General features: G+C 52.1%; 16 protein-coding genes and 1 tRNA gene. 12 read left to right on the top strand and 5 right to left on the bottom strand.

The window, feature by feature from the left end; translation table 11 throughout:
* Positions 1–156: 156 nt before the first annotated feature.
* The 4 genes from V6575_RS05995 to V6575_RS05980 all read left to right on the top strand — a co-directional run bounded on the left by V6575_RS05995 (position 157) and on the right by V6575_RS05980 (position 5,426).
* Positions 157–1,269 carry a GNAT family N-acetyltransferase gene (locus V6575_RS05995; protein ID WP_340273249.1) on the top strand — a complete coding sequence of 371 codons (1,113 nt, stop codon included), beginning with the start codon at positions 157–159 and terminating at the stop codon, positions 1,267–1,269.
* Between the two features lie 217 nt (positions 1,270–1,486).
* Entirely contained in the window at positions 1,487–2,182 is a 696-nt protein-coding gene (locus tag V6575_RS05990; protein ID WP_340273248.1) for a CoA transferase subunit A, read from the top strand.
* A 20-nt stretch (positions 2,183–2,202) separates the two neighbouring features.
* Positions 2,203–2,829, top strand: a complete 627-nt coding sequence (locus tag V6575_RS05985; RefSeq protein ID WP_340273247.1) for a CoA transferase subunit B — start codon at positions 2,203–2,205, stop codon at positions 2,827–2,829.
* A 422-nt stretch (positions 2,830–3,251) separates the two neighbouring features.
* On the top strand, positions 3,252–5,426 hold the full coding sequence (locus V6575_RS05980; RefSeq protein WP_340273246.1) for a putative bifunctional diguanylate cyclase/phosphodiesterase: 2,175 nt from the start codon (positions 3,252–3,254) through the stop codon (positions 5,424–5,426).
* Positions 5,427–5,471: 45 nt separating this feature from the next.
* On the opposite strand, the gene V6575_RS05975 is transcribed toward V6575_RS05980, so the two are convergent.
* From V6575_RS05975 to V6575_RS05965, 3 genes are all read right to left on the bottom strand, one after another.
* Entirely contained in the window at positions 5,472–7,139 is a 1,668-nt protein-coding gene (locus V6575_RS05975) for an ABC transporter permease (protein ID WP_340273245.1), read from the bottom strand.
* Between the two features lie 158 nt (positions 7,140–7,297).
* Positions 7,298–8,341 (bottom strand): Fe(3+) ABC transporter substrate-binding protein, encoded by a 1,044-nt coding sequence (locus V6575_RS05970; RefSeq protein ID WP_340273244.1) that lies wholly within the window; start codon positions 8,339–8,341, stop codon positions 7,298–7,300.
* A gap of 337 nt (positions 8,342–8,678) precedes the next feature.
* Positions 8,679–13,208: a PAS domain-containing sensor histidine kinase gene (locus V6575_RS05965; RefSeq protein WP_340273243.1), complete on the bottom strand. Its 4,530-nt coding sequence runs from the start codon at positions 13,206–13,208 to the stop codon at positions 8,679–8,681.
* Between the two features lie 260 nt (positions 13,209–13,468).
* Here V6575_RS05965 and V6575_RS05960 point away from each other — a divergent pair, with 260 nt between their 5' ends.
* The 3 genes from V6575_RS05960 (at position 13,469) to V6575_RS05950 (ending at position 14,968) form a co-directional block, all read left to right on the top strand.
* Positions 13,469–13,855, top strand: coding sequence for a phasin (locus tag V6575_RS05960; protein ID WP_340273242.1), 387 nt, complete (start codon positions 13,469–13,471; stop codon positions 13,853–13,855).
* 265 nt (positions 13,856–14,120) lie between these two features.
* Positions 14,121–14,624 (top strand): phasin, encoded by a 504-nt coding sequence (locus V6575_RS05955; RefSeq protein ID WP_340273241.1) that lies wholly within the window; start codon positions 14,121–14,123, stop codon positions 14,622–14,624.
* A gap of 267 nt (positions 14,625–14,891) precedes the next feature.
* Positions 14,892–14,968, top strand: a tRNA-His gene (locus V6575_RS05950).
* On the opposite strand, the gene V6575_RS05945 is transcribed toward V6575_RS05950, so the two are convergent.
* Entirely contained in the window at positions 14,947–15,537 is a 591-nt protein-coding gene (locus V6575_RS05945; protein WP_340273240.1) for a DUF3291 domain-containing protein, read from the bottom strand. The genes V6575_RS05950 and V6575_RS05945 overlap by 22 nt on opposite strands.
* Positions 15,538–15,736: 199 nt before the next feature.
* Here V6575_RS05945 and V6575_RS05940 point away from each other — a divergent pair, with 199 nt between their 5' ends.
* The 3 genes from V6575_RS05940 to V6575_RS05930 all read left to right on the top strand — a co-directional run bounded on the left by V6575_RS05940 (position 15,737) and on the right by V6575_RS05930 (position 17,819).
* Positions 15,737–16,564, top strand: coding sequence for a sulfite exporter TauE/SafE family protein (locus V6575_RS05940; RefSeq protein ID WP_340273239.1), 828 nt, complete (start codon positions 15,737–15,739; stop codon positions 16,562–16,564).
* Positions 16,565–16,801: 237 nt separating this feature from the next.
* Positions 16,802–17,506, top strand: coding sequence for an AzlC family ABC transporter permease (locus V6575_RS05935; protein ID WP_340273238.1), 705 nt, complete (start codon positions 16,802–16,804; stop codon positions 17,504–17,506).
* Entirely contained in the window at positions 17,499–17,819 is a 321-nt protein-coding gene (locus V6575_RS05930) for an AzlD family protein (RefSeq protein WP_340273237.1), read from the top strand. Before V6575_RS05935 ends, V6575_RS05930 begins: the two co-directional genes overlap by 8 nt.
* Positions 17,820–17,822: 3 nt before the next feature.
* On the opposite strand, the gene V6575_RS05925 is transcribed toward V6575_RS05930, so the two are convergent.
* Positions 17,823–19,427 carry a bifunctional aminoglycoside phosphotransferase/ATP-binding protein gene (locus V6575_RS05925; protein ID WP_340273236.1) on the bottom strand — a complete coding sequence of 535 codons (1,605 nt, stop codon included), beginning with the start codon at positions 19,425–19,427 and terminating at the stop codon, positions 17,823–17,825.
* A 142-nt stretch (positions 19,428–19,569) separates the two neighbouring features.
* Here V6575_RS05925 and V6575_RS05920 point away from each other — a divergent pair, with 142 nt between their 5' ends.
* Entirely contained in the window at positions 19,570–19,950 is a 381-nt protein-coding gene (locus tag V6575_RS05920) for a hypothetical protein (RefSeq protein WP_340273235.1), read from the top strand.
* A 171-nt stretch (positions 19,951–20,121) separates the two neighbouring features.
* Positions 20,122–20,559 carry a peptidoglycan-binding protein LysM gene (lysM, locus tag V6575_RS05915; RefSeq protein WP_340273234.1) on the top strand — a complete coding sequence of 146 codons (438 nt, stop codon included), beginning with the start codon at positions 20,122–20,124 and terminating at the stop codon, positions 20,557–20,559.
* Positions 20,560–20,585: the final 26 nt, after the last annotated feature.

Below are 20,585 nucleotides of genomic sequence, written 5' to 3'. Positions count from 1 at the left end.
GTATTGAACTATTTAGCCGCTTAATTTTCTAGAGTGCGTGATATAAATTCTTATATTATTTATATTCTATAGTATAAAACGATTTATTATTAATGGTGGCCTCCGATTTTTGGATGCCTTACAGAGTTCATTGAGTTTAATGTTCTGGGTACGTTCATGAAGCAAAAAGCTGAACCAGTAACACCATGCGCTGCAGAATATGAATGCATAGTGCATACATCTCCTTCGTTTCTTCAAATGAAGGCTTTGTGGAGGCGCATGCCGGGCGGTGCTGTTTCTACACCGTTTCAAACGCCAGGGTTTCTATCGGCTTTTCAAACGCATCTTGGTGCGGATGTTGATGGTTATTTTGCTATTTATGAATTCCGATGCCATGCAGAGAGGCTGCCTAAAATACTCTTGCCGGTTTTTGTAAGGCGTCGTGGCCCTGTGCGGATTGCATCAATGCCTGATCTGGGAATGGCTGACATGAGTGGTCCGATACTTGCCCGTTCTGATAAGCTGACACCGGATGCAGTTCAGGGCATCTGGAAGCTATTTCTTGAGACTTTGACCGGGGTTGATGTTCTGGACATTTACAATATTCCAGAAACGATAGCTGGGCTTGAAAACCCATTGGTTTATATATCAAATGCCGAGCCGCTCGAACCTTATTTCGAGCTGGACCTTTTAGATCCGAAACTGGTGACGGTCTGGCGGAAGAAATCGGTTTTCAAGGAAGCAACACGAAAGTTGCGTAAACTGAGAGAGCGAGGTGTGGACTTCTTCGTCGCCGAAACCTTGGAAGATCGGCTGTTGGTCTGCTCCAAGCTGATCTCTCAGAAAAAAGCTCGTTTTGCAGCTTCCGGTCTGGAGAACAATCTATCAAGCCGAGTTGTTGCTGATTTCTATCAAGAGCTCGCTGCAATAAAAGCCCCTGACAGTCCGGCGATTATATTTGGCTTACGGGATGAAAATGAGATTGTTGCATCTGCAATGACACTCTCGGTCGAAGGATGCATGAATGGCGTTTTGCTTTCGATCGCAGGGGAGGAGTGGCATCGTTTGTCTCCTGGAGTTGTTTTGTTAACTGCAATAATCGACTGGGCTCAGCAAAACGATTTCAAGACACTGAATTTTGGTACTGGTTTGCAGTCTTATAAAACACGTTTTGGCGGAGACATGCGACAAACCTATTTAATCTCACAAGGGATCACTCCTGTTGGGCATGCTTACTGCCATGTGAGGCCATTTATACGGACCATTAAGCAGCTACCGAGGCGAAAATAAATTAATTTCTATTAATTAAATATCATGCTGGTTTCGTTTCGAAATGGCGCTTGATCTGTTCTTATCGCGCAAGAAGAAATTCCGAGAATACAGTGAATACGAATGGCTACCTTGTGGCCAGGCTTTGCTCTTGTGCAATGCAATTCGTCCTTGACGAAAACACTGCACTGCGGTCAAGTTGCCACCAACCGGCACTGATGTCTTCTGGGAGAAGAAAATGGACAAGATTTATCCGGACGCGGCCTCAGCGCTCGACGGTCTGGTTTTCGATGGGATGACCATTATGGCTGGTGGTTTTGGCCTGTGTGGGATTCCCGAAAACCTGATTACGGCCTTGCGGGAAACTGGCACGAAAGAGGTGACAGCGATTTCAAACAATGCTGGCATTGATGACTTTGGCTTGGGAGTTTTGTTACAGACCCGTCAGATCAAGAAGATGGTTTCATCCTATGTGGGCGAGAACGCCACGTTCGAGAAACAGTATTTGAACGGCGAGCTGGATCTTGAGTTCAATCCGCAGGGAACGCTGGCGGAGCGTATTCGTGCTGGGGGGGCCGGCATTCCAGGTTTCTACACCAAGACGGGTGTTGGGACGTTGATTGCTGAGGGAAAAGAACACAAGGATTTCAACGGCGAGACTTATATTCTGGAAACGGGTCTTGTTGCAGATGTTGCCCTTGTGAAGGCTTGGAAAGCTGACAGCGAAGGCAATCTGATCTATCGCAAGACCGCGCGCAATTTTAATCCGATGATGGCGACTGCAGGTAAAATGACGGTGGTCGAGGTTGAGGAAATCGTTGAAACCGGCTCGTTTGATCCAGACCACATCCACACACCAGGTATTTTCGTTGACCGGATTGTCACCGGGACGTTCGAAAAACGCATCGAAAAACGCACCACGCGCGACGCTTGAGGCAAGTGAGGAGCTAAGTTATGGCCTGGACACGTGAAGATATGGCCAAGCGGGCGGCGCAAGAGCTGCAGGATGGTTTTTATGTCAACCTCGGGATCGGTATCCCGACGCTTGTATCAAATTACATTCCGGAAGGCGTCAATGTGACGCTTCAGTCGGAAAATGGCATGCTGGGCATGGGCCCGTTTCCAGTGGATGCCGAGGTCGATGCCGACCTTATCAATGCAGGCAAACAAACGATTACCGAATTGCCGCAAACGAGTTTTTTCTCTTCTGCAGACAGTTTTGCCATGGTCCGGGGCGGGCACATTGATCTGTCGATCCTGGGTGCCATGGAAGTGTCTGAGAAAGGCGATCTGGCCAACTGGATGATTCCGGGCAAGATGGTAAAGGGCATGGGGGGGGCAATGGACCTGGTCGCAGGTGTAAAGCGTGTCGTGGTTCTGATGGATCACACGTCCAAGGCCGGTGATCCCAAGCTTCTCAAGGCATGTTCCCTGCCGCTGACAGGTGTTCAGTGCGTCGATCGCATCATCACCAATCTTGGTGTGTTCGATGTGACTGACGATGGACTGTCCGTGGTTGAACTCGCCGATGGTGTGACTATCGACGAAGTTCGAGAAAAGACGCAAGCCAGTATCAGTTAACCGGCAGTATTCTATTGAGTTTTGTGTGGCCTGCCTTTTGTTAAAAGGCAGGCCATTTTTTTGAACAAACTGAATGTCAGTTGATGGAGAAATGTATCAAAATGACACAAATTAATTGGCCTGAGTGCGAAAGGGCCGCAAAAGGTTAATAAAACGAGGACATGCATATCTCAAAAACAGAGAGAAACACTTGAAGACGTTACTGTGGCTGTGCGTGTTAATTAGCCGGATAAGAGCGTGTAATAATTTATTCCCGCCATGAATTCCTGTCTGGTTTGTCAATCAGGGTTCAATACATTATTGGCACATTTACTAATAAATAGCTTTTTATTACGCACTCGTATCGACCGAACGGATGCTCGTTTATGTTCCTGAAGGACAATGATGTGCAGGATTCTTTGCGAATCTGGATAGCTACTTTAGTGCGCGCAGTGAGAGGTTGGGTTCCAGGCCTTCGCTTTCGCTTTGTTCTGCTTGTCAGCGTTTTGTTCCTGACGCTGACCGCCGTGATGATTGTGGTCGCGAGTTATCTGGATCTTCGGGATGAGGAAAACCGAATAATTGAGCACGCGCGATCCGTCGGAGCGACGATGAGCCGCCTGGCAGTGCCTCATTTGAATAACCATCATTATCTCATTCTTGAGCAAGAACTGGAAAGTATCGCGGGAAGTGGAATTGTCGATCTGGCCCAAGTCTACGACCCCAATAGGGATATCATTGTCGATTCCGATCCACTCATCAGTTATTTCGATGATATTCAGCTGGACCCTCTGATCCTGGCTGCTGTGGCAAGCGGTTCTGAGAAAAGCCGGATCACTCAACTCGAAGTGACGATGGCTTTTCCAGTTCGGGCGGGTGATGCAACGGATGTTCTAGGGGCGGCTTTGGTGTCAGTGCCTCGTCCGGCTGCAGTTGGTGTTGTTTGGGCAATATGGCAACGAAATGCGACCATCGCATTGGTTTTGCTTGGGTTCTGCATACCGATTGCCCTCCATGCAGGTAGCAGTTTCCTCCGCCCGATCAAGAGCTTGACCCAGACGGCACATTCCGTGAGCGCAGGAAATTTTGATGCGCCATTCCCCGTTGACCGCAAAGATGAAATCGGAGTCCTGGCGCGTGCTTACCGTGACATGGTTGCGCGGATCAGGGAGAATTTGGAACAAATCCATCGATTGGCTTTTACCGACAGCGTAACGGGACTCCCAAATAGAGAGCACTTTCGCCAGCACTTTTTGAAACAGGCTGACCTTTCAGCTGATAAAGATCGAAAACTGGCCGTTTTGTTCATTGATCTGGACAGGTTCAAAAGGGTGAATGATAGCTATGGCCACGAATATGGTGATACGCTTTTGAAGGAAATTGGTGAGCGGTTTGAAGATGCTGCGGGTGTCTCGCGTCTTGATCAAGCCACCACATATTCTGGATATGGTGGGGTGGAAGATTTTGTCGGCGGCGCCGACATTTCAACTGTCGCGCGTCTGGGAGGTGATGAGTATGCCATTTTGTTCGCCGTTGATGACGTGCGCCGGGATGTTGCTGCAGTCGCTGAAAGACTGGTCAAATCCGTCGAGCGGCCTTGCGAAGTCAATGGGTTGGCTCTGACCGTTGGTGCCAGTATCGGTGTGGCGGTCTTCCCCAGCGATGGGATGGACTATACGGCTATTTTGAAGAATGCCGACATTGCGATGTATGCTGCCAAGAGGGCAGGCGGGAATTCTCTTCGCTTCTATCAAGACGTTGAGAGCAGCATACAGGTTCGAGACAGACTGCTGGTGGAAACGGATTTGCGGCGTGCTTTATTGCAAGATGAAATCACCGTCTATTATCAGCCCAAGATTGATTGCTGTACGACCGGCATCGTTGGCGTTGAGGCCTTGGCGCGCTGGAAACATCCAACCAATGGTCTACTTACCCCTGCGGATTTTATCGATGTGGCCGAGGAAACGGGCCTAATTTTGCCATTGGGCGAGACTGTACTTCGGCTTGCCTGTCAGCAGGGACGCATATGGTTTGATGAAGGGTGCGGCATACCGTTGGCGGTCAATGTTTCTGTTCGCGAATTAGAGCAGCCAAACTTTACAGCACGTGTCCTCAAGGTGATTGAAGAAACGGGTTTCCCCGCTGATCAGCTGGAACTGGAGGTCACGGAAACCGTTGCCATGGCCGATCCGGAAGGCCTACAAAATACGATACATCCTTTACGTGAAGCCGGTGTGCGCTTTGCGATCGACGATTTTGGCACGGGTTATTCGAGCTTGGCTTATCTGCAACGGTTGCCTTTCGATACGTTCAAAATTGACCGCAGCTTTATTTCAGGATTGGGCGTCGAAGACAGTAATCGCCTGATTGTTCAGACAATATTGGCTATGGCGCAGAGCCTGAATTTTGATGTGGTTGCCGAGGGAGTTGAAACTCTTGAGCAGCATTCCATCCTTCGGGAAATCGGCTGTGCCACGGCGCAGGGGTATCTTTTTGGAGCCCCGATGGCCGCGGATATGTTTGCGATCTGGCGGGCCGGGTTTAGCTGCACATTTTGCATGCCCGGTTCCTGCGTTACTGAACCTGTTGAAATTGCAAACCCAATCAGCGCCGCATAGTTGCCCAGGGTAAAACAGTCGTTCAGGGATTGAGCGATGCGTGCCTTATGCCGGAACAGAGCTCTGGCGAGATGAACGCTTGTTCCTGAAGGATGTTGCACTGGTACGTGCCAGGTAAATCACCGGCAACAGGCCAACCAGCACAATGGCAAGAGAAGGCAAGGCAGCTTCCTCGAAAGCCTCGCGAGATGCGGATTCAAACACTGTTGTTGCCAAAGTGTCGAAGTTGAATGGCCGCAGCAGAATTGTCGCTGGCAGCTCTTTCATGCAGTCGACGAAGGTCAGAAGCAGGGCGGACAGCAGCACCGGGCGCAGTAAAGGCAAGTGAATCTGGCCAAGCGTCTGGGTCGTATCTCGTCCAAGGGTCCGGGAAGCCATGTCCAGATGCGGTGAGATTTTGCCGAAACCGCCTTCGATCTGTCCATATGAAACGGCGAGAAATCGTACCATATAGGCGTAGATTAGACCGACGCCGCTGCCCAGTAAGAGCAGACCGGTGCCGAAGTCAAACAGGGCTTTCATTTGGGCATCAATCATATTGTCGAGCGCTGCAAGTGGCACAAGAATGCCGACAGCCAACACCGTGCCTGGAATGGCATAGCCGATAGATGCAAAGCGCACACCGAGTTTGAGCAGTCTGCTGGGCTTCAGGCGCAGGGCATAGGCCAATGCAACACTGATCAGGACTGTCAGGATCGAGGCAACCAAAGACAAGCTGAGGCTGTTGCCGATGGCTGTGAGGAATTTTGTCTCCAGGAGACCGTCAAGCCGCCGGCCTGCGAGTTGCCCCAGGAGAAGTGCGGGCACGATGAAGCCCAGAACAATTGGCACCAGGCAGAAAAATGTTGCTCCCCAGGCTTTCCAGCCCTTCAGGTCAAGGCGGGAAGGCTGCCTTAATTTGCTATGACCGCTGTCGAAGCGTTGTTTGCGCCGACCAAACCGTTCCAGCCAGAGCAATACAAATACCATCAGCAACATCGCCAGGGCCAATTGCGCGGCACCACCAAGGCTGGAGCGGTTCAGCCATGTTTCATAAACTGAGAAAGTCAGCGTTTTGACGCCGAAAAACGTAACTGCGCCGATGTCATTCAGGCATTCCATCAATGCAAGAGAAACGCCGACAGCAGCAGCAGGGCGCGCTAGAGGCAGGGCGATGCTGAAAAACAGGCGACTTGGTGTTGCACCAAGTGTTCGGGACACATCCAGCGTAGAGGCTGACTGGACCAGGAAGCTGGCTCGGGTCGTCAAATAGACATAAGGATAGAGCACCACACTCATGACGAAAATGGCACCGCCTAGAGAGCGGATCTCTGGGAACCAATAGTCTCTGGATGTTTTAAAGCCGAAGAGCGCGCGCAGAGTCGACTGAACCGGACCAGTGTAATCGAGCACCTCAACATATGAGAAAGCAATGATGTAGGTCGGAATAGCCAGGGGCACGAGAAGGGCCCAATCGAACACTTTATGGCCAGGAAACCTGCACATTGTTGTGAGCCAGGCGGTTGCTATGCCAACAACAGTTGTTGCAAGGCCAACACCTGCCATCAAATAGAGTGTCGTGAGCAAGGAGCGCGGTAGAACTGTTCCGAGCAGGTGCTGCCAGACGTCTAGTGTTGGACTGAAGGCAATCCATACAATTGCGCCCAGTGGCAGAAGAACCAGTAGGGCAATCAGGATCGCACCGCTTTGCCAAATGCGTTCAGCTGAAATCATGTGTAATTTGTGCGGCAAACTTCTTGAAACTCCGGGGACGTAAACGCATTGGTAGAGAGTTAGTTAGCCTTAGTGCATTTGAATTGCAAAAAACGACTGGGGGAAACGCAAAAGGCGCCGCATGATTGCGACGCCTTGGGTTAGAGCCTTAAAGGCGTTTATGAGGCCGGGCCGTCATCGAAAGCAACGCGGTCTACCATTTCACTGGCAGCCTTGCGGAATTTTGCAATATCGGAAAGCGGCATGCTGTCTGGTTTCAGAACGCCCCAACTCTTAACGCGCTCGGAAACAGGAACACCGGGTGTAACCGGATATTCAAAGTTACTGTCAGCGTAGATCTCCTGGGCCTTTGGAGACGTCAGGTATTCGATCAAGGCGATCGCATTGTTCCTGTTCGGTGCATTCTTGGACAGGACAACGCCGGAAAGGTTGACGTGGGTGCCGCGGCCTTCAGCATTCGGGAAAATCAAACGCACGGATGCGGCCCATTCTTTCTGCTCAGGCTCTTTGTCGTTGGTTTCCATCTTGCCCATGTAATAGGTGTTGCCGAGTGAAATATCGCACTCACCTGCATAAACGGATTTAACCTGTGCCCGGTCGTTGCCGGCTGGCTTGCGCGCGAGATTATCACGCAGGCCGATCAGCCACTCTTCTGTCTTCTCTTCACCGTGGTGGGCGATCATCGATGCAATCAGACCCAGTGTATAGACGTGCTGACCTGAGCGGGTACAGATGCGGCCGCGCCATTTGGGGTCTGCAAGTTCTTCATAGGTGATCGTGTCTTGATCGACCCGCTCCTTAGAGGCATAGACAACGCGTGCACGACTTGTTAGCCCAATCCAATGGCCTACCGGATCGCGGAACTGTGCTGGTATGTTCTCAGAAATGGTTTCGGAGGCGATTGGGGCTGTGATACCAAGCTGCACTGCAGCATCAAGCCGACCGATATCGACTGTCATCATCACGTCAGCAGGCGAATTGGCCCCTTCTGTCGCAATGCGCTCGGACAAGCCTTTGCTTGCGAATATGACATTCGTCTTGATGCCTGTGTCCGCTGTGAAAGCGTCCAGAAGAGGCTGGATCAGATAAGGCTGACGATAGGAATAAATATTCACTTCGCCATCAGCAAGAGCAGGTGCACTCGCTACAAAGCTTGATGCGAGGAGTGCCAAGCCAGTTACGGCACGTGAACGGTAGCGCATAGAAAGATCTCCTGATGCGGACCTGAGAGCCCGCTTATCGTTACGATAATCTTAGAAATAAAATATGAGTGTAAGATTAAAGTAAGTCAATAAATACAATAAGATCAATAGTTTAGAATTATTATAAACAATGCTTTGATGAACACTCTGGAGTTTCTCAAGTTTCCCCAATGGAAACAATCGCTTTTCCTTTTGAAAGCTGAGCGGAAGTCTGGATGTTGAAGGGCGAAGCAACGTTAGCTCACGGGAATGTTATCTCGTGAAATGACAAGGCCGGGCATGCAGAAAGCCCGGCACCTGCCGGGCCTTGCATATTAAATCACTGAGAAGTTTTACGCTATTCCGCAAGAACCCTTTGGGACGGGAAGCGGATTTCAACCAAAGTACCCTGTTCCGGTGTGGAATCGATCTGGAAGCCGGCACGGTTCGCTTCGACGAGAGCCTTTGTCAAAGGCAAGCCAAGTCCCGTTCCACCGCCATGACGGGCGGTATGGACTTGTCGGAATGGTTCCAATGCAGCCGTCAGGTCTTTTGCGCTCATGCCTGTGCCCGTATCTCGAACGCGCAGTACTACTTCGCCGCTGTCTTCAAGCGATGTTGAAACAATCACCTGGCCGCCGGACTTGTTGAATTTTATAGCGTTCGACAAAAGGTTGAGCACGATCTGGCGCAGGGAGCGCTGGTCGGCAACAACACTTGGGACGGAATCGGGCAGGCTGGCTCGGATAATAACCCGATCCCGGTTGGCCTGAGGCTGCAGGAGAGCAACACATTCGCTGATCACGTCATTTGCTGAAACAGCGGAAAACCGCAATTCCATCTTGCCAGCTTCGATTTTGGACAAGTCGAGAAGGTCGTTGATCAGGCTCATGATATGGGAGCCGGACGTTCTAATGTCCTTCAGGTATTCCTTATAGCGTTCGTTGCCAATCGGGCCGAAACGCTCTTCCATCATCACTTCCGAGAAGCCGATGATCGCATTCAACGGTGTGCGGATCTCATGGCTGATTTTCGCCAGAAAGTCTGATTTTTGCGAACTGGCGTTTTCAGCCTGTCGTTTGGCTTGAGTGAGTTCTTCTTCTGCCGTCTTCCATTGTGTGATGTCCCGAAGAACGGCACAGAATTTCTGGTCATCGACAGATGTTGAAACGCGCCCGATGGTCATGAACAGGGGAATGAGACCACCGGCAGAGACACGCCCAAGCACTTCCCTGCCATCGTTCAGGATGCTGGCAACACCATTGCGAGACAGACCGTCGAGATAATCTGCTGCGGACCTGTGGCTCTCCGGCGCCAAGTAATCAGTCAGCGGAGCGCCTTCAATGTCAGAGCGGCTGGCACCGAACAATGCCTCTGCAGACCGGTTGACCTTTAGGATTGTTCCGTGTTGATCGAGGACCAGGACGCCGTCAGTCGCAGTTTCCAGAATCGTATCAAGCTCAGAGATCCGATCTTCTGCTTTTTGCAGAGCGGTCGATTTCTGCTCGCTTGTTCCGATGACTGCTAGCGGGGGCACAACATCCTGTTTGACCGTGTTGCGCTCTGTGATTGAGATCATCAATCCCCGACTGCCATTCCATGGAACGGTATGCATGCGCGCATCGACAGCTCGAACGCCACCACCGGCCAGCCGCACCTTCAATGTGCCATCGACCGTGCCTTCCATGCCATCGGCATCTGGCCAGGCATCGTCGTCATCGTCTTCAACAAAGACGGCTTCCAGTCCGCCAGCTTCGGTCAGGGCTTTGAGGTCTGCATACCCCAGCAGGTCAAACAATGTGTCATTGGCGTAAAGAACATCGCGATCGTGGGCAATCGCGATCCCGATCGGCAGACGATCCAGCAAGCGGGGATCAATGGGCCCAGCTTGCGGGGGCAGGTTGACGCGATCCAGCTCGTTCTGAAGCTCTTCGTCCAACTCATCTTCGCCATCATCAATGTCGCCTTCCAGGCGAGCACCGAGGGCCTCGGCAATCTTTCTGAATGCAGCTTTTTCCGGTCTGGACAAACGGGATGTATCGACGGGCACCAGCTGAGGCTTGCGATTGATGGAAACCACCTTACCGTCATCTGTTGGAACTGGAGTGTCGAATTCGTCCTTGGCGGTCGCCTCGTCTTCCTTCTGGCGCGGGCCATTGTCATTCTCGCCTGCAATCAGGCTAAGATCTGCCGTCCCAGCAATTGTGTGGTCATCAAACGGTTGGCTGCCACTCAACTCGTCTTGCGTGACGGGAACATCTTCTAGTGACTGCGTCTCCTCGACGGACACGGCATCCTTGTCCAAAGGTGCGATTGACGTGTCGTCTTCTGGGTGCGGCAACTCATGAAAGTTGTTGTCCTGAGTGTCGTCCTCTGCGGCTATCAGGTCCTGCGTTTCTGAAGGCTTGAGTGATTCCGTATTCGCTGGCGTCAGCGGCAATTCATTTTGCACTTTACGGCCATAGTCTTTGGCCAGGGTCTTGACCGCTTTTTCGATCTCACGCGGCTTGAGCGGCGCTGTACCGGATATGCCGGTCAGTGTTTCCGGGTTCGCAAGCGTGTCTTGGTCTGTCGCAGGCTCTGAAGCCTCGTCGGTTTGATCAATCTCGCTGTTGATCTCATCAGGTTGAACGGGCCCCTCGTCAACGGTGCCCGCCGAGTTGCTCGTATGATCATCTGCAGGAATATCAGTTCGAGCGTCGTTTGAAACATCGTTCAAGTCATCAGAAAGCACTTCAGCCTCGACTTCAGAGGCCATATCTTCTGCTTGCGAGACTGGCTCTGTTGATGTGCCTGCCTCAGTTGTCTCAGAAAATAAGGGAATTGAGTCTGCCATCGCTTGATGATCCGGCTTCAGGTCCTCTGGCTGCTGTTTCTTAGCCATCTTGAAGTTGAAGGCGCCGAGCAAAGCCTCGGTGCTGGCTCCAAGCAACGTGCGGCCTTCAAGTGGAGCTTTTGGTGCTTCGCGAAGCTCATCCGCCCTGTTTACAGGATCAGAAACGGGTTCCGGCGTATGCGTCAGTTCTTCCTCTGCAGTTGCTCCTACTTCTATCAGCGGACTTTCATCCAGCGTGTGTTCTGTCGTGCTATCTTCAATCAGATCAGTTTGTTCGACTGTTTCCAGGTGATCTTCAGGTTCCGGATTCGATAGGTCGGTGGCATCCGTTTCATCGGTCAATGCGATCACGTCTGGCACCGGGTCGATATATGCTTCTGAAGCCTGCTCTGGTTCCGTAAGGTCGGGCAAGAGCACAGCCTCGCCAGATATTGCGTCAGTTCCAACGTCGCCCATGGCTTCAATCACTGGGTCAGAGGTCTGCTCGCCCGCTGACGAATCCTCAGACAACGACACAACAAGTGCTTCGCTTGTGTCTTCGGCTGCATCCACTGTTGCCAAACCGACAGGCGCCCTTGTCAGAGAGGAAGTCGGGTCATCAAGTGCATCGGCTGTCCGGCAAACGCCGAACCCCCTATAGCCTTCAAACTCCCGGTCTCGGTCAAAGGCGGGTAAGGCTGCCATATCAACGGGCACGCGAACAGGAGTTCCTGTGACGGGCCAATCGACGGTTTTCCCGCTCCAGGTATCTCGCCTGTCAAGAGCGCGGGAGATGCTGCCAGTGACATCAAGGTCAAACTGTTTGGCGACCTCCGTCCAAGTCAGTCCGACCACATCTGCAGATATTGGTCCGAGGGTTTCGCCAAATTCTTCTGAGATAAATGTGAAACGCTGGTCGATATCCATTTTCCAAGCAAAACGGATCGGCCGACGGCGCTGCGTGAAATGGAAGGTTGGAGCGTCCAGGGAAGAATCCTCGCTCTCGCGTGCCAGCGGTGGCACGTCCAGATCGTTGTCTTCTTCCAGCGGCATCTCGCCAGCGTTACCGTCATCGGTCAATGCAGTTTCATCAGACTGGCTGTCGCTCTCGTTGAGAGTGTCGTCGTCCTGAGCCTCTGCCAGATCCTGGGCGCGGGCCCAGCCTGATGCGGGCATTTGCAAGGGGGGCAAAGACGCTGCTGCTTGCGATGAGAATGGCTCGGACGTTGGCTCTTCCTCCGCCACAAGCGGGTCTGTTTCTATTGGAGTGGGTGTCAGAATCTCTTGATCCATGTCGTCATCGGGCTGGACTGCGACATTTGAAATTGAAGGTGTCACCGTAAGATCTGGAAGGTCAGGTTCGTCAACGGTTTCGGCGTCTTCTAAAGCAACAGGCGCTGGATCATTTGCGGCGTCGCCATAAACATCAGGTAGGTCTGATGCATCTGGCACGACGCTGTTTTCCAAGACGATGAGCTGCTGGTTTTCGCCAATAAGGGAGATGCCCCCGTCATGCAGATCGTCTGCCAGAGCCAGCGGCCCGAACAGGCAAGGCTGGTCTTCAGGCAAGGAGAGGGTCTCGGGCGTTCCCTGAAGAGTACCGGATTGCAGCTTCAACTCACCTTCATCCATAACAAAGGCACTGTGGTTTTCATTGCTCAGCAAATCAAGGAAAGCAGGCAGTGGGGCGTCGCTAAGGCAATGGCCCTGGTCGCCGCATAGGATCAAGGCGGCATCTGAGCCATCACTCAGGGACAGTCGGCGGCATTGGCAGGTGAGCAGCATGACGCGAAGCCCGCGGTAGAACCGTAGTCTGTCTATTGTCATCCGGTCGGTTGGGCCCGATGCGGCAATCCGTGTGATGTGCGTGCGTGCCGGCGACCGGTTTAATCCAGCAAGCTGAGCAAGGCCGGAGAGCTTGCTGACGGAGAAAAAGGCTGCGCCTGCGGCATTGGCCCAGAGAATTTTCGAACCATCTGCAGACCAGACCCAGGCGGCGCGCTTGTCATCGCAAAGTCCGGCGAGTTCCGGCGCGGCACAGATTTCCATGAATTGCTGCAGTTGGTTATTCATGGTTCAACTCCGAATGGGCTGCGGCTCAAATGCGTGGTCTTTGCCGCCATCAACTTGAACTGGTAAACATGATGTTAATACCGCGTCCATTGCTTAGCGTCCACGTAAAGGCGGCGTCGTAAAGGCCTTGCATGAAGGCGTGGTTAATTGTGCCAGTCAGATTTGCTGTAATTCTGCGCGCGTGGTAGGAAATTTTCTCGAACCTTGGGCTGGCAGCTCACGGGATCAAGATTTGGTAAGATTATTGAGGAACTGAATCCATGACCACAGATAAAAATGGTTTCGAAATTCCCGATCAGATGCGCGATTTCGCTGATAAAAGTGTAGATCAGGCACGCAAAGCCTTTGATGACTTCATGAGTGTGACACAGAAGGCAGCCGGAAACGTCGAGGACTCTGCTTCTGCCGCCCAAAACGGGGCGACCGACGTGAGTAAGAAATCTCTTTCATTTGCAGAAGAGCACATGGATGCAGCCTTTAAGTTCGCGCAGAATTTGGTGCGTGCAAAGGATGTGGAAGAAATGATGGGCCTTCAGCAGACTTATCTGCGTAGCCAGATGGAGGCGCTGGGCGAGCAGGCTCGTGAGATCTCCAATACGGCTACCAAGGCTGCTCAGGACGTTGCGAAAGCAGCACAGAAAGACTGATTTTTATTTTTTTCTTGTTTGATCATGTCCGGTGTCGGTTTCCAGCTGACGCCGGATTTTTTTGTTTTTAAAGTGAAATTTGCTTCGCCGTGCAAAGTGAACGTAGCGTTCGCCTCAAGAAAATTATGTTGCAGTGCAAAATTATGTTGCAATGCGGCGGAGGGTGTCCTATTTAAAGTATGCGGATGACGACACCGCCTGATCGTAAATCTGGTCAGGCCTATGGTTCATATGATGATCGCATCCGAAAACAGGAGATGACATCATGACTACTGCAGAAACAACTTCCAAGACCACTTCAAAAGCCCGCGCGTCCAAGACTGCTTCTGCGGCCCCATTTGCTGACTTTGAAGCGTTTTCCATGCCTAAGATGGAAGTTCCAGCCGCATTCCGCGAAGCTTCTGAAAAAGGTTTGGATCAGGCACGTGAAGCCTATTCCAAAGTGAAGACTGCTGCTGAAGACGCGACCGACCTGATCGAAGACACATTCGAAACATCACGTCAGGGCGCTGTGGAGCTTAACTCTAAGGCCGTTGATGCCGCTAAGGTGAACACAGACGCGACTTTCTCCTTCATGAAAGACATGATGGCTGTAAAGACACTTGCAGAAGCAATCGAACTTCAGTCCGGTTTTGCGCGCAAGCAGTTCGACGTTCTATCGACACAGGCGAAGGACATGCAGGAATTCGCAACCAAGCTGAGCACAGAAGTAACTGCGCCAGTTAAGGATGCTCTTGAAAAGTCCTTTAAGCAAGTGAAAGCCGCCTAAGGCTTTTAAAAACAATCGGGATTATGTCCCGAAGTGAAAGAAACGCCCCGTTGTCAAACCGGCATTGGGGCGTTTCCTGTTTGAATTACAGAGCTTTACTAAAATTTTGCCTAGCCCTTTGATATTCTTGGGAGCTGTTCCATAAAGCGTGTGTCTTGTCCAAATTCACGCTTGTGGACAGCACAAAAGAGAGTTACAAGCCCCCTTGCAAACTGCGGCCATCACTCATATGGTCCGCGCCAATTCGATACAAATGTATCACGGTAGGCAGACGTAGCTCAGTTGGTTAGAGCGTCGGATTGTGGCTCCGAAGGTCGGTGGTTCAAATCCACTCGTCTGTACCATTGCTTCCCGGATGAATTGTGACGAGATTTAAACAATTGGCCTCTTGGGCCAATCGTTTAACGGCCGTGTTGTCGAGTTTGGTTGGTTTGCCATTTGGATCGAACGGGCGTTTGAATGTGAATACACGCGCTGTGGCACCGTGATCCGCCAAATATTGATGACGCTCCACAGCCTCGTGCCAGTCTGGTCGATGCCCGGCCTTGACCCACCAAAGCGCATATCCTGTCCAGCCGTTCGCCTTGACGTTCCACTCCGGTCCTCGCCGAAATGCTTTGCCATGAGATCCATGGTAGCAAGCAGCCGCTATTGCCTCGATGCTGGTCCAAAGCGATAGGCTGGAGGGGGCAAATCCATCGCCATTGTCCACCCAGAACTTCGGAAAGACTTGCGGCCCCCAACTCTTGGGGCCTTCGTCGCTATCGTAACCGGAGCGGGCAATGAAGCCAGGGGCGGCTTCAAGTGCAACAAGCACGCTGGGCTCTATGTCGAAAAAGCTTTTGATCGCGGGTGAATCCGCCCGGTCAATAAACTGTCCGAACGTATAGACAGCAAGATGAAAGCCGGTCATGGAACGAAAATGGTCGATGCAGGCATTTTATACCCTTGTCTCAAAAAATTTATCCAATTAAGGACGACCTAATAGCCTTATGAACTTGCAGAAAATACCGACATCGGGTCGTCGCCGCTAGGGCGCTCTACCTTGGATTACGATTTTACTGCGTGTGTTGCCGAACGGCATCGAAAAACCGGCCTGGAGAAACATCCTCATGGAAGACATCAGTGTACTCTCAATGGTGCTATTGGCCGGGGCTTTGCTGGCCACGGGTGTGGTCGCCGGCATTGTTGCTGGTCTTCTTGGGGTCGGCGGCGGCATCGTGATCGTGCCGGTTCTCTACTATATGTTCTCCGGGCTCGGCCTTGATGAGAATGTCCTGATGCATGTTGCGGTGGGAACGTCTTTGGCCACGATCCTTGCGACGGGCACATCCTCGGCACGCGCCCATTGGAAGCGTGGCAGCGTTGACATGGACTTGCTGAAGACCTGGTGGTGGGCAATTGCATTAGGCGTTCTTGGTGGCGCAACGCTTGCCGGTAATCTCTCAGGCGGTGCACTGACATTGATTTTCGGTGTGGTCGCCTTGGCGGTCTCGGCCAATATGCTGCTGCGAAAAGATGGGGCCGCGCTGGCCGAAAAGCTGCCAGGGTCACCGTTTAAAGAGCTCATGGGTTTTGTGATTGGCGGCATTTCCGTCATGATGGGCATCGGTGGCGGCACCCTGGGTGTTCCGACATTGACGTTGTTTTCTTATCCGATCCGCAAGGCCGTTGGCACAGCGGCGGCCATTGGCCTGATCATTGCCATTCCGGGAACGTTGTCATCGATCTATTTTGGAATGGGGGCAGAGGGGCGTCCACCTTTCTCACTTGGTTATGTCAATCTGATCGGGTTTTTGCTGATCATTCCGGCCTCGACCTATTCTGCGCCCTTGGGGGCCAAGATCGCGCATACAATTGATCCGTCAAAATTGAAGCTGGTCTTTGCGTTATTCTTGGGCTTCACCGGCTTGCGCATGATTTACGGCGCGATCATGTGAGTTGGGCTGCGTGCTCACTCAAGCCGTTGTTTGCCAGTCAAGCGGCCCGTTGGACCGTTCTCTGCCAGCACACAAGATTTGAATGAATAGATCACGGATTTTGATTGGTGCGCGCCCGTATTATGGACCATTGTTGCGTCCCAATTGTCAGACTTTTCTGTCTGGGTGTTTCATTCTTGTTTGTTGATCAACTGTCACAATCTGTGCAGCAGAAAGAGCCGCACTGGAAGAGGTCTTATGATCGCGTCTCGGCCCGTTACTCTCTCATACGAAGGGTGTGTGCGTGGAGCTCAATACTGCCTTCCCGTTTTGCCCGGAACCATTGCCTTTGGCGCTGTGTTTGGGACGGTGGCCGCGCAGAAGGGGCTTACGCTGCTTGAAACGATTTTGATGAATTCATTCGTTTTTGCAGGTGCGTCCCAATTCGTTGCGATGGAGGTCTATACCGCGCCAATGACATGGGCCGTGGTTTTGGCCATGACAGGTGTTGTCGCTGCAGTGAACATGCGCATGCTTTTGATTGGGGCAAGCCTGCGTCCATGGCTTGGGCAGGTGCCGTCACTGCAAACCTACCCGGCTTTGTTTTTCCTGACGGATATCAATTGGTTGATTGCTCTTCGTGAATATGACCGAGGTGAGCGAGATTGGGGGGTCTATCTTGGGAGCGGCTTGTTCTTGTGGTGCATTTGGTCTCTCGCTGTACTCCCGGGATTTTTCTTTGGCAGTTTGGTCAGTGATCCCAAGGCTTGGGGCCTGGATGTTGTGATGCCCGCCTTCTTCATTGCTCTGCTTGTGCCTCTTTGGAAAGGCAAACGGCAGACCGTGAGCTGGTTTGTGGCTGGCGGAATTGCCGTTCTGACCTGGTATGAGTTCGGTGGCTATTGGGGCATTCTGACCGGTGCTGTGTCTGGCGCCCTTGCTGGGGCGTATCTGGATGATTGAAAATAGCTTTTCAGCCGATGGTCTGTTCGTCGTTGCGGTTCTGGCGATGACCGCAGTGACCTATTTCATGAGAGCAGGTGGATACTGGGTCATGGGTCGTGTGCCCCTGACACCACGGGTTCGCAGAGCTCTTGAGGCTTTGCCCGGTGCTATTATCGTCTCCACCATATTGCCAATTGCGCTGAAGGGCGGCGTTGCCGTTGTGGCTTGTCTGGTGGTGTCCGGAACAGTCATGGCGTGGGTGCGCAAGGATTTCATCGCGGTGGTGTGTGCAGTTGCAGCAGCTGCAGCGATACGCGCCTTCGGATATTGAGGTTCAAGGTTCTGAAGTGAGGCTTTCCTTTAAGGCAAGCCGTGCCGTTGAAGCCGTATCCTCAGGCGCTTGTCCGGCGTCAATGACGGCCCAGTTCATGTGTCCAATGTCATAGCCTTGCTGACGGTCAACAATGTTGGGCGTCGCATCTGAGGCGTCTTCTGTCCGGGCCGCAACGCGTGCCTTTGAAACGTCAGCCGGTGCCTCAAGCCAGAGACCACAAAAGTCCGCCTCTGAGTTGGATGCGATGGTCTCTAAATGTTGGCGTTCTGCTTCCTTGGAAAAGACAGCATCGAAAATAGCTGAATGACCGGACGCAAGCGTTGTCTGTATGCATTGGTCTAGTGCTGCATAGACGGCGGTTGACGCGGTATTCGAATAAGCTTCTTCTGGGGCCTTGTCGGTCTCGGCAAGGCCCAGGCGTTTTTTTCGTTCGACATCTGAGCGGAGAACCCTTGCTCCGGGGGGACGCCCTAAGTGGGGCGCAAGACCATAGGCAAGAGTGGTTTTGCCTGTGCCGGATAGTCCGCCAATTGCAATGAGAATGGGTGCCTTTACGTCTAGAAATGCAATTGCCTGATTGAAGTAGGTGGCGGCCTGTTTACGCAGCAGTGATTTTGCTGCCTCATCTTGCTGAGTCTGGGCAGCACTGGCCGCGATTTTGGCGCGTATAGCTGCGCGCATCATCAGATAGAAGGGCAGGGCAGCAAGACCTTCGGGATCTGCGGCTTCTGTCTCAGTACTTTTCGCAGCTGCTATTGGAGTTGGGGCTTTATCAAAATATCGGTTGAACACCAGATTGGCTGCCGGGTGTTGATCTTGTTCCCAAAGGTCCATCAGCAAGAACGCCAGGTCATAGAGCGTGTCAGTCGTTGCCATGGCATCGGAGAATTCTATCGCATCGAACAAGACGGGCTTGTTGTTCAGCAGCACGATGTTTCCAAGGTGTGCATCTCCATGGCAATTGCGGATATGCCCGAGGGCGCCGCGCTCGAAAATGAGCGGCTTGATCCTGTCGAGCCAACGCCGGGACTGTTGTGTCAGGTGCTTGGCAGCTGTTGGTGGAAACAGCGCAGGATACTCTGAAAATGCTTGATCATTCTGATCTACATAGCTGCAAAGCTCAGCGTAGAATTGCGCAGTCGCATCAGGTTTTACCGGGGCCGCTTCATGAGCGGAGACAAGCATTGCAGCCAGATCGTCACAGAGGGCGCGCGTTAATGGAGCTGTCCTGGCAATCCTGTCCAGTTGGAAGGCCTGGTTGAACCGGTTCATTTCAACGGCCCATTCAACAATATCTCCATCACCATTGAATGCGAGAACGCCATTTGCATTGCGCGTGATTGGGACTGCAGCCAAATAGAGCTGCGGTGCATTTTGAATATTATGCGTGATTTCTCGATGGCAAGCTTCGGCGCGTTTTTCCAGGGTAGAATAGTCGAGGAATGGGAATTTAACCGCGCGCTTGACCTTGTAGGCTTTCTCGCCAACCAGAAAAACGACATTGGCATGTGTATCGATCCGTTTGACTTGCGCGCCATGACTTAAACCTGAAGACAGGTCTGTCAGGAATGCGAAGATAGCGTCTTGCGTTTTGGTCTCCGACATACGAATTCCTTCCGTACTCTGCTGATCAAATTCATTGGTATTCTGCCCGTTCAGTTACGCGCATCCTTTGACCTTCCTCAATGATCGAATTGGCTGATGTGTCAATGTTGGGGTCCGAATGACACCAAATGAGGTAAGTGAGATGAGCGGCGATCCCACCTTGAAAAAGATTAGGCTGAACCTGGCGCGGTCGAAAGACTATCCTCAGGGGTCTGCTCTGCATGGATATGAGTTTGCAGCCCCTCTGGATGAGGCTGGTCACATAGATGCAGGTCTTTGGAAAGTTGAACGAGAACATTGCCGCGTGCGCAGGTTCTGGAGCGGAGAGGACGAAGAAATCGGCCATCTTGTCCATCGACCAGGTGGTTCATGGGCATTTCATTACGATATCGAGGGCGAAGACGACGACGAGGCTGGCTATCGCTTTGGATCTCATGCCTTTAAGCCGGGAGAATATGTTTCGATCAAGGATGAGGACGGAGACCTTCATACGTTTCAGGTCGTGACAGTTCAGCCTGTTTAGGTTTCTGACCCCTGTTGTTTCATGAAAATGAAATTCGGAAGCACTCCAGTTGTATTTTCAAAAATACTTGGGCTTGACTTGCATTCCCTAACGGCTGTCCGCTACTTATTTGTCTGTAGGCTGTCTGAGGACCCAATCGGGTATCGCTCCGACAACAAAGGGAAGAGTAATATGGGTTTTTTTGATTTTGTAGCGGATGCAGGAAAGAAGTTGTTCGGCGATGACGAAGCTGAAACAGCAGGGCCTGACGCAATTGCTGCCGAAGTTGCCGAGCTTGGTCTTGATGGTGACGTGAAGGTTGAAGTTGACGGCGACACGGTGAAGATTGCCGGCGCTGCGCCGACACAGGAAGCACGCGAAAAGCTGATCCTGGCAGTTGGAAATGTCCTTGGAATTTCCAAGGTCGAGGAAGAAATCACTGTTGCAGAAGCACAGCCTGAGGCGAAGTTCCATACAGTTCAAAAAGGCGACACGCTGTGGAAGGTCTCCGCAGATGCCTATGGCGATGGTTCCAAGTACCAGTCGATCTTTGAAGCCAACAAGCCGATGCTGTCTCACCCAGACAAGATTTATCCGGGCCAGGTTCTTCGTATCCCTGCATTGGGATAATTCCGAACCTTCAGGTTTTCCGGAAT

This window comes from Roseibium algae (genome assembly GCF_037783265.1).
GTDB lineage: Bacteria > Pseudomonadota > Alphaproteobacteria > Rhizobiales > Stappiaceae > Roseibium > Roseibium algae.
Note: the sequence above shows the minus strand (reverse complement) of the source record. Positions and strands in the feature narration are given on the sequence as shown.

Excerpts from the sequence above, each read along its gene's own strand:
- V6575_RS05995 (WP_340273249.1), top strand. The coding sequence starts at position 157 with ATGAAGCAAAAAGCTGAACCAGTAACACCATGCGCTGCAGAATATGAA.
- V6575_RS05990 (WP_340273248.1), top strand. The coding sequence starts at position 1,487 with ATGGACAAGATTTATCCGGACGCGGCCTCAGCGCTCGACGGTCTGGTT.
- V6575_RS05985 (WP_340273247.1), top strand. The coding sequence starts at position 2,203 with ATGGCCTGGACACGTGAAGATATGGCCAAGCGGGCGGCGCAAGAGCTG.
- V6575_RS05975 (WP_340273245.1), bottom strand. The coding sequence starts at position 7,139 with ATGATTTCAGCTGAACGCATTTGGCAAAGCGGTGCGATCCTGATTGCC.
- V6575_RS05970 (WP_340273244.1), bottom strand. The coding sequence starts at position 8,341 with ATGCGCTACCGTTCACGTGCCGTAACTGGCTTGGCACTCCTCGCATCA.
- V6575_RS05965 (WP_340273243.1), bottom strand. The coding sequence starts at position 13,208 with ATGAATAACCAACTGCAGCAATTCATGGAAATCTGTGCCGCGCCGGAA.
- V6575_RS05960 (WP_340273242.1), top strand. The coding sequence starts at position 13,469 with ATGACCACAGATAAAAATGGTTTCGAAATTCCCGATCAGATGCGCGAT.
- V6575_RS05955 (WP_340273241.1), top strand. The coding sequence starts at position 14,121 with ATGACTACTGCAGAAACAACTTCCAAGACCACTTCAAAAGCCCGCGCG.
- V6575_RS05945 (WP_340273240.1), bottom strand. The coding sequence starts at position 15,537 with ATGACCGGCTTTCATCTTGCTGTCTATACGTTCGGACAGTTTATTGAC.
- V6575_RS05940 (WP_340273239.1), top strand. The coding sequence starts at position 15,737 with ATGGAAGACATCAGTGTACTCTCAATGGTGCTATTGGCCGGGGCTTTG.
- V6575_RS05935 (WP_340273238.1), top strand. The coding sequence starts at position 16,802 with ATGATCGCGTCTCGGCCCGTTACTCTCTCATACGAAGGGTGTGTGCGT.
- V6575_RS05930 (WP_340273237.1), top strand. The coding sequence starts at position 17,499 with ATGATTGAAAATAGCTTTTCAGCCGATGGTCTGTTCGTCGTTGCGGTT.
- V6575_RS05925 (WP_340273236.1), bottom strand. The coding sequence starts at position 19,427 with ATGTCGGAGACCAAAACGCAAGACGCTATCTTCGCATTCCTGACAGAC.
- V6575_RS05920 (WP_340273235.1), top strand. The coding sequence starts at position 19,570 with ATGAGCGGCGATCCCACCTTGAAAAAGATTAGGCTGAACCTGGCGCGG.
- lysM (WP_340273234.1), top strand. The coding sequence starts at position 20,122 with ATGGGTTTTTTTGATTTTGTAGCGGATGCAGGAAAGAAGTTGTTCGGC.